Below are 15,362 nucleotides of genomic sequence, written 5' to 3'. Positions count from 1 at the left end.
CTTAAATTAAGGAATATTATTACTTGGTTTTCTCTTTAATTAAAATGGATTTCGAAAATACCTACTTTATGGTCAATAATGAAATGTATAGTAACATTATTTGATTAAATAGTTTTAATCTTATTTAATTGAAATTATTGGTCCGCTAAATTGTAGGTTGCTCTTTTCATTTTTTCAGCCCACTTATCATACGATAAACTGCTGTCAAAGGTTTGGTAAGAAATCGGTTTGCCAATTCGAACAGTAAACTTCTTTCCTCTTTGCTTAAAAAGTTCGTTTGGCAAATATAACATTTCCAAATTAGATTTTAAGCCTAGAAATTTCCGAAGATTAGCTAGTCTGTAAAAAAAGTTAGAATTTCTTCCGTCAATATGAAGAGGCACAATATCACGCTCGTGTTTCTTAGCTTTTACAATAAAGCTCTTTTTCCATTCAAGATCTTTGATTACACCTTGTTGTTTTCTGGAAACAAGTCCGGCAGGGAAAGTCAGAATTGTAGAATCAGAACTGTATGCTGCTTCAATAATTTTTGCTGCTTCTTTGGCCTGACCACCATGTTTGTTGATAGGAACAAAGACCTTGCCCATATTTTTAATATTCATAAGAATATCATTAACCAAAAAGCGGATGGTTTTAAAGTGTTTGCCAAAAAGACTAATAAGGATAAGACCATCTGGTCCACCCAGTGGATGATTACAGGCAAAAATATATCTACCATCAGTTTTAATGTTCTCAAATCCTTTTACTTCAAAGGTAATGTCAAGTTCTTCGAGAACACTATCAGCAAAATCAATGCCTTGCTTTTGGTGATTTCTTGATAGGAAATCATTTAGCTCATCTTGATGAAGGATCTTTTTTAAATAGCGAACAATAAAACCTGGTAATACTTTGGCTAGTTTTTCACTTTTACTTGCAATAACTTTTTCGATATCGATTTTTGGATAGCTTTCGCTTGTGTTTTCTTTTTCCATAAATATAAAGAAGTCGTTTATTCAGATGGCAAATATCGCAATTTTATGTCATTGTTTTTTCTATTTCTAAAGCAATATCAAATTAATTGAGGGATAATTACTTGAGGAGTGATATAAAAGTTATTAACAAAACAATAAAAGTGGGGCGATGTGGTTGAAAGTGGGTAAATTTTTCTCTAATTTTACAATTGTAAATTAATTTTCCCAATGGTAACATTTATAGGTGATTATCCTTGTCGATTAGATGCTAAAGGCCGTGTTTTATTGCCTTCGCCTTTTCGGAAACTCTTAAATGGAGATTCTGAGAGTCGTTGTGTCTTGCGAAAAAATCTCTATGAAAAATGTTTGGACTTGTATTCGATTACAGAATGGGAGAAGCAAACAGAGTTGGTAAGAGCTAAGGTGAATCCATTTAATAAAAAACATGCGGGCTTTTTACGTGAGTTTTTTCGTGGCACCGCCGAAGTTCCAATTGATGCCAATGGGCGAATTTTAATACCTAAGAAGTTTTTTGAGTTTGCAGGTTTTACCAAAGAGGTCACATTAGCTGGGCAAGATGGTAAAATTGAAATATGGGATACAGAAACTTACGAACAATCAGCATTAGGACAGGATGGGTTTAGCGATTTAGCTGATGAGATTCTGGGTGGTGATGCAAATGATGAGTAATCGTTGAAAATGAGCATTTAGAGTTGTTTCTTTGTGCTTCAATTAAAAGACAAAAAAATGAGTGAATATCACATACCAGTTTTACTAGGAGAGAGCATTGAAGCTTTAGACATCAAACCAGATGGGATATATGTCGATTTAACTTTTGGTGGCGGTGGTCATTCAAGAGAAATTATTAAACATCTTACAACAGGCAAACTTATTGGTTTCGACCAAGATGTGGATGCAGAGAGAAATATAATTGATGATGAACGTTTTATTTTTATTCGTCACAATTTTAGATATTTCAAAAATTTTCTAAAATATATTGGCTACGAAAAAGTGGATGGTATTCTTGCCGACCTTGGTGTGTCATCTCACGAATTTGATGTTGCAGAACGTGGGTTTTCATTCCGATTTGATGGTGACTTGGATATGAGAATGAATCAAACCTCAGATTTTACTGCGGCTGATTTGTTAAATGATTACAGTGTTGAAGATCTGTTTCGAATTTTTAAATACTATGGGGAAGTGAAAAATCCTGGTAAGTTGGTTCGATTGATTGATAATCGAAGAAAAGAAACACCTTTTACAACAATTCAAGATTTTAAAGAGGTAATTGCACCTTGCACGCCAAAATTTAAGGAGCATAAATATTTAGCTCAAGTTTTTCAGGCCATTCGTATTGAGGTTAATCAAGAAATGGATGTGTTGAAAGAGATGTTAATGCAGTGTGCTGATATGTTAAAGCCTGAAGGCCGTCTTGTTGTAATAACCTATCATTCTTTGGAAGATCGATTGGTTAAGAATTTTATACGAGATGGGAAGTTTGATGGTTCTGCAGAGAAGGATTTCTTCGGAAATGTACAAACGCCATTGATGGCGGTAAACAGAAAAGTAATTCTTCCGAGCGAAAAGGAAATTGAATTAAACGGTAGAGCACGTAGTGCAAAAATGAGAATTGCTCAACCTAAATAGAAATGTAGGATGTTTAAATTTCGTAAAAAATACAATGATTTTATCAAGCCTAGCGAGGAACTGAAAGAGACACCTTCAGGTTCGATCAAGGATTTTATTGATGGAAGTATTTTATCGAAAACGGCAGTTGTACAGCAATTGCCTTTTATCCTTTTTTTAGTGGCTTTAGGTATTTTTTATATCAGTAATCGATATCACTCAGAGCGCGTTTATCGAGAAATGATTAGTCTGGAAAAAGAATTAAAAGAGCTTCGTTTTGAATCAATAACAACTGCATCAGATTTGATGTATATGAGCAAACAATCAGAAGTTGTAAAAAGAGTAAAAAGAGAGGGCTTGATTTAATCGAATCAACTGAACCTCCGGTAAAAATCTATTTAGAAGAGTAAACTGTGCAAATAAAAAACGACATCATGTGGCGAGTTGGGGCTATCTATACTTTGGTGTTGATTTTTGCAATACTTATTGTAGGTAGAGTTGTAGCCTTGCAATTGTTCGAAGGAGATAAGTGGAGAAGTAAAGCTCAGACTCTTTCGCAACGAGATGTGATCGTACATGCCAATCGTGGTGATATTTGCGCTGCAGATGGCCGCCTTCTGGCAAGTTCATTGCCTTATTATCAGATCCGTATGGATTTTAGAGCCCACGGATTAACAGATTCAGTTTTTCGTGCTGATGTTGATTCTTTAGCTTTATGTTTGTCTCGATTCTTCAATGATAAATCAGCCAGAGATTATAGAAATATGCTTTGGAAGGCGAAATATCGCACCAAGAAAAATCGCTATTTCTTAATTAATAGAAGAAAAATCAATTACAACGGATTAAAGAAAATCAAAAACTTTCCCCTTTTTAGATTAGGGAAAAATAAGGGTGGCTTAATTTGTGAGCAAGAGAATCGAAGAATTCAACCGCATCTAAATCTGGCAAACAGAACAATAGGTTATTTGTTAGAGGGAGAACAAAAGCAAAAAATTGGTAAAGTTGGTATTGAGGGAGCTTTTGAGAGTGAATTAAAGGGTGTTGATGGAATTAGCATCATTCAAAAACTGTCTGGCAGATGGTTGCCTGTTAATATGGTAGAACCAAAAGATGGTAACGATCTAATTACGACTATCGATGTGAATTATCAGGATGTTGCGCAATCGGCATTGGAGCAACAGCTAATTAAATACAACGCTCGTCATGGTTCGGTAGTTTTAATGGAAGTGAAAACTGGAGCTATCAAGGCAATTGCCAATTTAGGTTTCGACGAAAAAAGTCAATCTTATAAGGAAAATTACAATTATGCAATTGGAGAAGCAACCGAACCAGGTTCTACATTTAAGTTAGCATCGGTAATGGCATTGTTGGAGGATGGCTATGTTGGTCCAATGGATTCTGTTGATACAGGAAATGGCGTTTATAGTTTCTACAAAGAAAAAATGCGTGATTCTCATTATGGGGGGTATGGGAAGATAACTGTGCAAGAAGCTTTTGAAAAATCATCAAATGTTGGAATTTCAAAATTGGTGAACGAGCATTATAAAAATAAGCCAAGATCATTTATCAATCGGTTATACGAATTCAGATTAAACGAACCTTTAGGTTTAGATATAAAAGGAGAGGGCATTCCAAGTATAAAATATCCTGATGATCCAACTTGGTCAGGAGTATCCTTGCCATGGATGTCAATTGGTTATGCTGTTGAGCAAACGCCGCTACAAACGCTGACCTTTTACAATGCAATTGCCAACGATGGTAAAATGATGAAGCCACGTTTTGTAAAAGAGCTTCGTTACCATGGTGAGGTGATTCGTGAGTTCGATGATGAGGTTTTGAAATCGAAAATTTGTTCTAATCAAACTTTAGAATATGTTCAGAATATGTTGGAAGGTGTTGTTTTAAGAGGGACTTCTAGAAATTTACGAAATGCCAATTATTCGATTGCCGGAAAGACAGGAACTGCTCAAATTGCTGATAAAAACAAAGGATATAAAGTCAAGGTTTATCAAGCTTCCTTTGTTGGTTATTTTCCTGCAGATGATCCGATGTATTCTTGTATTGTGGTTGTTAATCGACCAAACAAGACCAAAGGATTTTATGGGAATCAGGTAGCTGGACCCGTTTTTAAAACCATTGCTGATAAGGTTTATGCAATGAGTTATTCAATGCACCCTATTAAAGTGGACGAGGAAAGCATAGAGCCGCTTGTACCTGTGTCATTGAATGGATTTAAAGCCGATTTAGATAATGTTTTTGGTGAATTGGATATCGAGATCGCCAATGAGGATATTAATTCTGATTGGGTAATGACATCTCGAAAAGATTCAATTATTGAATACAAATATAGAACGGTTAAGAAGTTTGTAGTTCCTAATGTAAAAGGAATGGGCGTGCAAGATGCCTTGTACATTCTCGAAAATGCCGGATTACGAGTGCAGGTAAAAGGAATGGGATCGGTTGCAAAACAATCTCTTCGACCTGGTTCTTATTTTAAAAAGGGAGATCGAATTTCGATTAGTTTATCGTAAAAAAGGAACAAAATGAGTGTAAATATTAACGAGCTTTTTGCTTCGGTTAACATACAGAGTGTAAAGGGGAGCAGAGATGTTGAGGTGAACGAGGTGCACTTCGATTCGCGAAAAGTAAAAGAAGGAGATTTGTTTGTTGCCTGCAGAGGTACTGTCTCCGACGGACATGATTTTATTGAAAAAGCAGTAGAACAAGGTGCGAAAGTTGTTGTTTGTGAGGAGTTGCCAAAATCTAGCTCTTCTGAAACAAGTTTTGTGTTGGTTGAAGATGCTTCGGAAGCATTGTCGCACATTGCTCATAACTTTTACAATAAACCTACAGAAAATATTCAATTAGTAGGCGTTACAGGAACAAATGGAAAAACAACAATTGCAAGTTTACTTTACGAGCTGTTTCGAAAATTAGGTTATAAAGTTGGTTTACTCTCAACGGTAACCAATTATATCGACACTAAAGAAGTAAAAGCAACCCATACGACTCCTGATGCCATTCAAATCTCGAAACTTTTAAATGAGATGATTGAGGAAGGATGCGACTACTGTTTTATGGAAGTTAGTTCTCACGCAATTGATCAACATAGAACAAGTGCTTTAAATTTTAAAGGAGGTATTTTCACAAACCTTACTCATGACCATCTTGATTATCACAAAACTTTTGATGCTTATTTAAGAGCCAAAAAAGGTTTTTTCGATCAACTGGGTAAAACATCCTTTGCTATTACCAATGCAGATGATAAGAATGGTAAAATAATGCTTCAGAATACAAAAGCTCATAAGTTCACTTATTCTACCCGTGCCTTTGCCGACTTTAGAGCACAAATTCTGGAAAAACATTTCAATGGTATGATGTTGGAAATGGATGGTCTTGAATTATGGTCAAATTTCATCGGTGATTTCAATGCTCATAATTTGCTTGCTGTTTATAGTGCTGCTCGACTTCTTGATCAACCGAAAGATGAAGTTCTAATGAAGATGAGTGAACTAACTTCTGTTGCAGGCCGATTTGAAAGTCTTATTTCTCCAAACGGTGTAATGGCCATTGTGGACTATGCCCATACGCCTGATGCATTAAAAAATGTACTTGTAACAATTGACCAGCTTCGAACTCATAACGAAACTGTAATTACAGTTGTAGGCGCCGGTGGTGACAGAGACAAGACCAAACGTCCGTTAATGGGGCAAGTTAGTGCAGAATATAGTGATAAGGTTATTCTAACATCTGATAACCCTCGTTCTGAAAATCCAGATCAGATCATTCAGGAGATGAAAGTGGGTGTTGATGCGCACAACCTTCGTAAGGTTTTGGCCATTACCGACCGTAAAGAGGCTATTCGTACAGCAATTATGCTGGCCCAAAAAGATGATATTATCCTGGTAGCTGGAAAAGGACACGAAGATTACCAGGAAATAAACGGTGTGAAGCATCACTTCGATGACAAAGAAATTATTAACGAAATATTTAATCAATAAGCATGTTATACTACCTTTTTAAATACCTACATGAGTTAGATTTTCCAGGAGCTGGAATGTTTGATTATATTTCGTTTCGTGCTGCATTAAGCATCATGACATCACTGTTTATAGCTACTGTTTTTGGTAAAAAGATAATTTATTATCTACAAAAACAACAAATTGGCGAAATCGTAAGAGACTTGGGACTTGCTGGTCAAATTGAGAAAAAAGGAACACCAACTATGGGGGGAATCATTATTCTAATTTCCATTTTAGTACCTGTTCTTTTATTTGCCAAGCTCGACAATATTTATATCATTCTAATGATTATAACCACTGTATGGTTAGGGTTAATTGGATTTATAGATGACTATATCAAAGTTTTCAAAAAAGATAAAGAAGGTTTAAAAGGTCGATTTAAAATTGCTGGGCAAGTTGGTTTAGGATTAATTGTTGGTCTAACCTTATACATGAATGATGATGTAGTTGTTAGAGAAAAGGTATCCATAGATGAGTTAGGCGTTCAAACAGAATTGGTTGATACAGGTTTTACCGCAGAAGATCCAGGAGTAACTCGTTTAACGAAAGATGTTAAAGTCAACTAAAACAACGATTCCTTTCTTTAAAAATAATGAATTCGATTATGAAGATTTAGTTCGTTTTGGTGGTGAATATTCAGGGATTCTTGCGTGGATTCTTTTTATTATCGTTACGATATTTATTGTTACAGCAGTTTCAAATGGTGCAAATATGACCGACGGTCTAGATGGTCTGGCTACCGGAACTTCTGCCATAATTGGAGCAACACTTGGTATTTTAGCTTACCTATCAGGTCACTTGGTTTATGCAAGTTACCTCGACATCATGTACATTCCTCACTCGGGTGAACTTGTTGTTTACATCGCCGCATTTATTGGATCAACTATTGGTTTCCTTTGGTACAATTCATACCCTGCACAAGTATTTATGGGCGATACAGGAAGTCTTTCGTTGGGAGGAATTATTGCTGTTCTTGCAATTATCATCCATAAAGAGCTTTTAATACCTGTATTATGCGGAATTTTCTTGGTTGAGAATGTTTCTGTAATGATGCAAGTTTCATGGTTTAAATACACACGAAAAAAATACGGTGAAGGTCGTCGAATATTTAGAATGGCACCTCTTCACCATCATTATCAATTAAAGGGATACCCTGAAGCTAAAATCGTTACACGATTCTGGATTATTGGTATTTTCTTGGCAGTAATCACTATCGTGACCCTTAAAATTAGGTAGTTATTAATGTTTAAGGATTAATTATCACCAATCAATTGATGAAGGAAAAATGTAATAAGGGATAAGAGTTTTGTATTTGCAATTCGGATTGTGAGGCTGCATAAATTTTTGTCTGAGGATAAAAAAGAATTTACACTTTCTAAGCAGCTTTTACGAAGTGGAACAAGTGTTGGTGCAATGATCCGAGAGGCTGAATTTGCTGAGAGTAAAAAAGATTTTATTCATAAAATGGCAATAGCTCAAAAGGAGATTAATGAAGCAATTTATTGGATTGAACTGTTGAGTGAAACTGGCTTTTTAAATTCGAAACAATTTGAAGATATAAATAAGGATGCCATTGAGGTCATAAAATTAATAACGAGTATTATTAAGTCAGCAAAGGCATCATTAAGCAATAACAATTAAACATTAATCATTGAAAAATAGAATCGTCATATTAGGAGCAGGAGAAAGTGGGGTTGGCGCAGCTGTATTGGCTAAGTCAAAAGGCTTTGATGTGTTTGTTTCAGACTTAGGAGAAATAAGTCCTAAGTACAAAGAAGCGCTTAATCGATATCAACTAAAGTTTGAGGAAAAGAAGCATACCGAGGAATTGATTTTATCAGCTGATGAAGTTGTTAAAAGTCCAGGGATTCCTGATACAGCTCCAATAATTTTAAAGTTGAAAGAGAAAAAAATAGCTGTGATTTCGGAAATTGAATTCGCAGGAAGGTATTCCGATGCGAAAATGATTTGTATTACAGGAAGCAATGGCAAAACAACTACAACTATGTTGCTGCATCACATGCTAAAAAAAGCAGGTTTAAATGTTGGTTTAGCAGGAAATGTAGGAGAAAGTTTAGCCTGGCAAGTGGCAGAACAAAATTACACCCATTATGTGATTGAATTGAGCAGTTTTCAGCTAGATGGGATGTATGATTTTAGAGCCAATATTGCCATTTTATTAAATATTACGCCAGATCATTTAGATCGGTACGATTATAAAATGGAAAACTATATCAATTCAAAATTTAGAATTTTGCAAAATATGAAATCCGAGGATTCATTTGTTTTTTGCACTGATGACGAAATCATTAGAACTGAATTGTTGAATTGTGATACTCTCGCTCAATTATTACCATTTTCTGTTCAGGAAGAAAAGGAAATGTGTGGATGGATTGAGAACGAACTTTTAAAAATTCAATACAACGAAAATTTATTTTCAATGGATAAAAAAGATTTGTCTTTACACGGAATTCATAATGTTTATAACTCACTAGCTTCTGGAATTGCAGGCAACGTTCTACAGATCAGAAAAGAAGTTATTCGCGAAAGTTTAAGTGATTTTCAAGGTGTCGATCATCGTCTAGAAAAGGTTGTGCGTGTTAGGGGAATTCAATTTATTAATGATTCAAAGGCGACAAACATTAACGCAACTTGGTATGCGTTGGAGAGTATGGAAGAGCCAATTGTTTGGATTGTTGGTGGTGTAGACAAAGGAAATGATTACGCTATATTGGCTGATTTGGTTTGTGAAAAAGTGAGTGGTATTGTGTGTTTGGGAGTTGATAACTCTAAAATACATGCCGCTTTTGATGGAAAGGTCAATACAATCGTAGATGCTAGTTCGATGAAAGAGGCGGTAAGTCAGGCTTATCAAATAGCAAAAAAAGAAGAAATCGTTTTGTTATCTCCAGCTTGTGCAAGTTTCGATTTGTTCAAGAATTATGAAGATCGCGGAAATCAGTTCAAAGAAGAAGTACGAAATTTATAAATACTTGAGATGGGGAAGTTGTTAAAGAATTTAAGCTTAAGGGGAGATAAGGTGATTTGGGTCATCATCTTCTTTTTATCGATGATTTCTTTGCTGGTTGTGTATAGCTCGACCGGAACGCTTGCCTATAAGGTAAAAGGTGGTAATACCTCTTACTTTTTTATCAAGCAATTGATATTATTAGGTGGTTGTTACATGATCATGTATGTGGTTCACCGAATACATTTTAAGGTTTACTCGAGTTCGGCAAACTTGGTGTTGATCGTCTCCATTGGTTTGCTCATACTGGCCAAATTTGTAGGGACGAATTTGAACGATGCATCCAGATGGATTACCATTCCTGGGATTGGCTTTAATTTTCAGCCTTCGGAACTCGCAAAATTGGCCTTAATACTTCATGTTTCCAGGACTTTATCGCGATTTCAATCCGAAGATTCCTGTAAAAAAGAAGCTTTTCTGCATATAATTATACCCGTAGGAATTGTCTGTTTTCTAATTTTTTTAGATGACTTTTCAACTTCGGTACTGCTTGGAGGAGTTTGTTATTTGCTAATGTTTATTGGTAGAGTAGCTAAAAAGTATTTGCTTGGATCGGTAGGAGTTGTATTGGGATTGGTAATTATGCTAATTGTTATGGCGCCACTATTGCCAAGTATTGGTCGTGTGCAGACCGTAAGAAGTCGAATTGTTAACTTTTTCGATAAAGATGAAACCAATGTAAATAATAGTCAGAACTATCAAGTAGATCAAGCTAAAATAGCAGTTGCCTCGGGAGGAATTCTAGGGAAAGGTCCTGGTAATAGTGATCAGCGAAATTTCTTACCTCATCCCTACTCTGATTTTATTTACGCCATTATTCTCGAAGAATTAGGCTGGACAGGAGGTTTTGGAATTTTGGCACTTTATCTTTTTCTAATCTACAGAGCAGGATCAATTGTCAGGAAATGTGATCGGACATTTCCCGCATTTCTCGTCATAGGTCTCAGCTTAAGCATTGTGGCACAAGCCTTAACTAATATGGCTGTTTCGGTAAATTTAATTCCCGTTACGGGGCAACCCTTACCACTCGTCAGCATGGGAGGTACATCGTTAATATTTACCAGTGCAGCCTTGGGAATGATTTTAAGCGTAAGTCGTTCAGTAAAAGAACAAGAAGAATTAAAGCATGCAGAAAATTAAAATAATAGTTAGCGGAGGAGGAACCGGAGGACATATCTATCCGGCCATTTCTATTGCCAATGCTCTAAAGGCAAAACAAGACAATATTGAAATACTATTCGTTGGTGCAGAAGGCAAAATGGAGATGGAGAAAGTACCATCGGCTGGTTACAAAATAATAGGTTTACCTATCAGAGGCTTACAACGAAATTTTAGCAAAGAGAACTTAAAGTTTTTTTCCAGATTATTCAAAAGTCTAAGAAAGGCCAAGCAAATAATAAAAGAATTTAAACCAGATGTCGTGATTGGTGTTGGTGGCTACGCAAGTGGTCCTCTTTTGCACACTGCAAATAAAATGGGAATTCCTTCGTTGATTCAAGAGCAGAATTCATACGCTGGAATTACCAATAAACTACTGGCAAAAAAAGCCAATAAAATATGTGTGGCTTACCAAGGTATGGAACGTTTTTTTCCATCTGATAAAATTCTAATGACGGGAAATCCGGTTAGAAAAGATTTACTTGATATCTCTTCTAAAAAACAAGAAGCGGTAGCGTATTTCGACTTAGATCCAGCAAAGAAAACAATTCTAATTGTGGGAGGAAGTTTGGGTGCAAGAACAATTAACAACAGTGTTCTTAAGTCACTTAAAGCTCTGTCAGATTCGGATGTTCAGGTAATCTGGCAAACAGGAAAATTTTACATTGAAAAAGTTCGAGAAGAATTAAGCAATTGGGATATTCCATGCTTGAAAGTATCCGATTTTTTAAGTCGTATGGATTTGGCTTATGCTGCCGCGGATATGGTTATATCAAGAGCGGGTGCAGGTACAATTTCTGAACTTTGCCTGGTCGAGAAAGCATGTATTTTAGTACCTTCTCCTAATGTTTCTGAAGATCATCAAACCAAAAATGCAATGGCATTGGTAAATAAAAATGCCGCTGTAATGGTTAAGGATATTGAAGCAGAGGACAAGTTGATAGGTACAGCTTTGGAATTGATTAAGGATGAAGAAAAATTAGCTCTTTTGTCAGAAAACTGCAAGGCTTTAGCTAAGCCAAACGCAGCAGATGAAATTGCAGAACAAATAATTGCATTAATATAGATTATGCGGATTGAGGATTTTAAAAATATTTATTTTATAGGCATCGGTGGAATCGGAATGAGTGCTATTGCTCGATATTTTCATTCCATTGGCAAGAATGTGTTTGGTTACGATCGAACACCGACTCAACTCACCGCAGAATTAATAAAAGAAGGAATTGGAATTACGTTCGACGAAGAGCTTAATCAAATTCCTGAGCCATACAAAGCAAATGAAAAAACGCTAGTCGTTTATACTCCTGCTATACCTTCTAGTCATGCGCAATTGAAATTTTTTCAAGCAAATGATTTTGTGATTAAAAAACGTTCTGAAGTTTTAGGCTTGCTTTCCGATCATTTAAATGGAATAGGAATAGCAGGAACGCATGGAAAAACTACGGTTTCCACTATTACATCACATATTTTTAAAACATCATCTCTTGGCTGTAATGCTTTTTTAGGTGGTATTTCGCGTAATTATCAATCTAATTTGTTGCTTTCAAAAAATAGCCCTTGGGTTATTTTAGAGGCTGATGAATTCGATCGTTCATTTTTACAATTGCATCCACAAATTGCGGTAATAACTTCGATGGACGCGGATCATTTGGATATTTATGGCGATAAAAATGAGTTGGAAAAAAGTTTTCAGGAGTTTGTTTCTCAAATCAAAAAAGGAGGAAGTTTAGTTCATAAAAAGGGCTTGATTCTTAAAACGAATGACATATCAACTTACTCTTATTCTTTAAAAGAGGAGGCTGATTTTTATGTGAAAAACATGAAGTTGGTTGAAGGGTTTTATCAATTTGATTTAATTCATCCAAGTGGGGTTCTTCAAAATTTAAAGTTTTCTTATCCAGGTAAGATAAATGTAGAAAATGCAGTAGCGGCAACAAGTGTGGCTCTACTTTGCGGAGTGAAAGAAGAAGAAATTCGAATAGCGCTGGCTTCTTTTGAAGGTGTTCGCAGAAGGTTTGATTATCGCATCAAAAATGAAAATTTAGTATTTATTGATGATTATGCACATCACCCAAAAGAATTATGGGAAAGCATTTCATCGGTTAAAGCCATTTATCCAGATAAAAAAATCACGGGTATTTTTCAACCTCATCTATACACGAGAACTCGGGATTTTGCTGATGGGTTTGCCGAAAGTTTAAATCTTCTGGATGAGGTGATTTTGTTGGATATTTATCCGGCTAGGGAATTGCCTATCGAAGGCGTTACTTCTGAGATTATTTTTAAAAATTTGAAAGTGCCTTCTAAATTGTGCAAGAAAGAGGAATTGATAGAAGTACTTAAGGAAATAGAACTTGAAGTATTATTAACTTTGGGAGCAGGTGATATTGATAAATTGGTAGAACCTATAGAAAAGGTATTGAATCAAAGAATATAATGCTGAAGAAAGTAGCGAACATATTGGTTTGGGTATTCTTTTTTGGATATTTAATTGTGGTTTTTTCTTTTGCGAACAGCAAAAATGAGAAGCTTAGTTTTGCGGGCACTACAGTTAACGTTGTAGATAGCATAACAAGGGGGTTTGTGAATAATTCTGATGTTGAAAGAATTATAAAAAAGGAATATCCCTCTTTAGAAGGATTGCCAATTGCCGATATTAACAAGGAGGTATTGGAAGAGCTGATTGATCAAATTCCCTACGTGAAAAAATCGGAGGTCTACAATTCTCTTTCGGGAAAATTGATTGTTGAAATTAAGCAACGCAATCCAATTGTTAGGATACTTCAAGGTAATGGGTATTATATTGACGAAGAAGGAGAGAAAATGCCTTTGTCGAGGAACTATACATCAAGGGTTTTAGTTGTTTCAGGGGCAGTAAATGATAAGTTGATAAAAGAAGAGCTGTTCGACTTGGTGAAATTTATTACAAATGATGAATTTTGGAAGTCGCAAATAACGCAGATACATGTTAGTAGGAATAAAGAGTATATATTGATTCCACGCGTTGGTGCACATAAAATTGAATTAGGGAGTATAGAAAATTATCATCGGAAATTTCAAAAGTTGGGTGCTTTGTATTCTGAAGGTTTTTCAAAAAAAGGCTGGAATGCATACAAAACGATCAACTTGAAGTATAAGGATCAGGTAGTTTGCACAAAAAAGTAATAGAATGACGGGTAGAAATAAGATAATAGCAGCTATCGATATTGGCACAACAAAAATTGTTGCCATTCTGGGAGAGAAAAACTCCGAGGGGAAATTGCGCATTCTTGGAATGGAGAAGACCGTTTCGAAAGGTGTGAAACGAGGAGTTATACACAGTATTGAAGATACAATAGAAGCAATTCGAGAAGTTGTTGAGAAATTGATGGCAAAATCAAATAAAGACATCTCTCGCGTGTATGTTGGTATAGCAGGCCAACATATCAGAAGTATCAAAAACAGACAATTTAAATACATTCAGAATGGAATTGGTGAAATTACCAAGGCGGATGTAGACGAAATATTAAATGAAAATTTGAGAATTCCGATTGAGGTCGGAGAACAAATATTGCATGTAATTCCACAAGATTTTGTTGTGGATAAAGAGGCAGGTATTCGAAATCCAGTTGGAATGGCTGGAAGAAGATTAGATGGTAACTTTAACATTATCATTGGGCGAACTGCATCTGCACGTAATATTGAAAAATGTGTGAAAGAAGTTGGGCTCGAGATTGAAGAGCTTGTTTTGGAACCTTTGGCTTCCTCGCTTGCAGTGCTTACCGAAGAGGAAAAAGAAGCTGGTGTTGTTTTAGTAGATATTGGAGGAGGTACTACAGATATTACTGTATATTTCGATGGTATATTAAGACATACGGCTGTAATCCCATTTGGGGGAGACATTGTAACTCGTGATATTAAAGAAGGTTGTTCTGTTCTAATTAAGCAAGCCGAAGCTCTAAAAATTCAGTTTGGTGAAGCTGTGGCTGATATGGCTGCCGAAGAAAAGGTAGTTACCATACCAAGTGTTGGAGGATGGGATCCTAAAGAGATTTCTTTTAAAACATTAGCTCAAATCATTCAATGTAGAATGGAGGAGATTATTGATAGTGTGAAATTTCAGATTGAGATAACTGGCTTACATGATAAAATTGGAGCTGGAATTGTTTTAACTGGAGGTGGTGCCTTATTGAAAAATCTTGACTTGTTAACGCAAGAACAAACTGGACTTGATGTTCGAGTAGGATATCCAGGTACTTCTGATAAGATCGAATTGGAAGAAGCTTTGGATTTACCAATCTTTTCAACAGGAATCGGATTGCTGTTGCAGGGAATGAACAAGCCTGATCAAGAGACTCAAAATCGGAATTCAGACAAAGGGAATAAACCAAAAAAGAAAGGATTACAGCGGTTTTTTGGTGCTTTGTTTGATACTGATGATATGAAAATGTAAATAGAATATTTGTAACCCTAATACTTGTGAGATCATGGTTGACGAATTGTTACCGGTTGATTTTGAACCTAAAGAGAAATCTATAATTAAAGTGATTGGTGTTGGTGGCGGTGGAAGTAACGCTGTTAACCACATGTAAAAGGAGG

At 35.8% G+C, this 15,362-nt stretch carries 15 protein-coding genes; 14 read left to right on the top strand and 1 reads right to left on the bottom strand.

Annotated features, from left to right (window positions below; genetic code table 11):
- Positions 1–134: 134 nt before the first annotated feature.
- Positions 135–971, bottom strand: a complete 837-nt coding sequence (gene glsA, locus L3049_RS19225; protein ID WP_275111455.1) for a lyso-glycine lipid O-acyltransferase GlsA — start codon at positions 969–971, stop codon at positions 135–137.
- A 207-nt stretch (positions 972–1,178) separates the two neighbouring features.
- On the opposite strand from glsA, the gene L3049_RS19220 reads away from it, so the two are divergent.
- The 14 genes from L3049_RS19220 to ftsA all read left to right on the top strand — a co-directional run bounded on the left by L3049_RS19220 (position 1,179) and on the right by ftsA (position 15,216).
- On the top strand, positions 1,179–1,640 hold the full coding sequence (locus L3049_RS19220) for a division/cell wall cluster transcriptional repressor MraZ (protein WP_275111454.1): 462 nt from the start codon (positions 1,179–1,181) through the stop codon (positions 1,638–1,640).
- 57 nt (positions 1,641–1,697) lie between these two features.
- Positions 1,698–2,597 (top strand): 16S rRNA (cytosine(1402)-N(4))-methyltransferase RsmH, encoded by a 900-nt coding sequence (rsmH, locus tag L3049_RS19215; RefSeq protein WP_275111453.1) that lies wholly within the window; start codon positions 1,698–1,700, stop codon positions 2,595–2,597.
- Between the two features lie 9 nt (positions 2,598–2,606).
- On the top strand, positions 2,607–2,942 hold the full coding sequence (locus L3049_RS19210) for an FtsL-like putative cell division protein (RefSeq protein WP_275111452.1): 336 nt from the start codon (positions 2,607–2,609) through the stop codon (positions 2,940–2,942).
- A gap of 68 nt (positions 2,943–3,010) precedes the next feature.
- Positions 3,011–5,107: a penicillin-binding protein gene (locus tag L3049_RS19205; RefSeq protein ID WP_275111451.1), complete on the top strand. Its 2,097-nt coding sequence runs from the start codon at positions 3,011–3,013 to the stop codon at positions 5,105–5,107.
- Between the two features lie 12 nt (positions 5,108–5,119).
- Entirely contained in the window at positions 5,120–6,577 is a 1,458-nt protein-coding gene (locus L3049_RS19200; protein ID WP_275111450.1) for a UDP-N-acetylmuramoyl-L-alanyl-D-glutamate--2,6-diaminopimelate ligase, read from the top strand.
- Positions 6,578–6,579: 2 nt separating this feature from the next.
- A complete protein-coding gene (locus L3049_RS19195; protein ID WP_275111449.1) occupies positions 6,580–7,164 on the top strand; it encodes an MraY family glycosyltransferase in 585 nt (194 codons plus the stop codon).
- On the top strand, positions 7,148–7,834 hold the full coding sequence (gene mraY, locus L3049_RS19190; protein WP_275111448.1) for a phospho-N-acetylmuramoyl-pentapeptide-transferase: 687 nt from the start codon (positions 7,148–7,150) through the stop codon (positions 7,832–7,834). The genes L3049_RS19195 and mraY overlap by 17 nt, the downstream gene beginning before the upstream one ends.
- A gap of 54 nt (positions 7,835–7,888) precedes the next feature.
- Positions 7,889–8,239, top strand: a complete 351-nt coding sequence (locus tag L3049_RS19185; protein WP_275111547.1) for a four helix bundle protein — start codon at positions 7,889–7,891, stop codon at positions 8,237–8,239.
- 10 nt (positions 8,240–8,249) lie between these two features.
- Positions 8,250–9,587 (top strand): UDP-N-acetylmuramoyl-L-alanine--D-glutamate ligase, encoded by a 1,338-nt coding sequence (murD, locus tag L3049_RS19180; protein ID WP_275111447.1) that lies wholly within the window; start codon positions 8,250–8,252, stop codon positions 9,585–9,587.
- Between the two features lie 9 nt (positions 9,588–9,596).
- Positions 9,597–10,766, top strand: coding sequence for an FtsW/RodA/SpoVE family cell cycle protein (locus tag L3049_RS19175; protein WP_275111446.1), 1,170 nt, complete (start codon positions 9,597–9,599; stop codon positions 10,764–10,766).
- Complete coding sequence (murG, locus tag L3049_RS19170) at positions 10,753–11,850, top strand: undecaprenyldiphospho-muramoylpentapeptide beta-N-acetylglucosaminyltransferase (protein ID WP_275111445.1); 1,098 nt, start codon at positions 10,753–10,755, stop codon at positions 11,848–11,850. The genes L3049_RS19175 and murG overlap by 14 nt, the downstream gene beginning before the upstream one ends.
- Positions 11,851–11,853: 3 nt before the next feature.
- Positions 11,854–13,221 (top strand): UDP-N-acetylmuramate--L-alanine ligase, encoded by a 1,368-nt coding sequence (gene murC, locus L3049_RS19165; protein ID WP_275111444.1) that lies wholly within the window; start codon positions 11,854–11,856, stop codon positions 13,219–13,221.
- The gene (locus L3049_RS19160) at positions 13,221–13,949 is read left to right on the top strand and encodes a cell division protein FtsQ/DivIB (protein ID WP_275111443.1); all 729 of its coding nucleotides are present in this window, start codon (positions 13,221–13,223) and stop codon (positions 13,947–13,949) included. The genes murC and L3049_RS19160 overlap by 1 nt, the downstream gene beginning before the upstream one ends.
- A gap of 4 nt (positions 13,950–13,953) precedes the next feature.
- Positions 13,954–15,216: a cell division protein FtsA gene (ftsA, locus tag L3049_RS19155; RefSeq protein WP_275111442.1), complete on the top strand. Its 1,263-nt coding sequence runs from the start codon at positions 13,954–13,956 to the stop codon at positions 15,214–15,216.
- Positions 15,217–15,362: the final 146 nt, after the last annotated feature.

Source organism: Labilibaculum sp. DW002 (assembly GCF_029029525.1).
Classification (GTDB): Bacteria; Bacteroidota; Bacteroidia; order Bacteroidales; family Marinifilaceae; genus Paralabilibaculum; species Paralabilibaculum antarcticum.
Note: the sequence above shows the minus strand (reverse complement) of the source record. Positions and strands in the feature narration are given on the sequence as shown.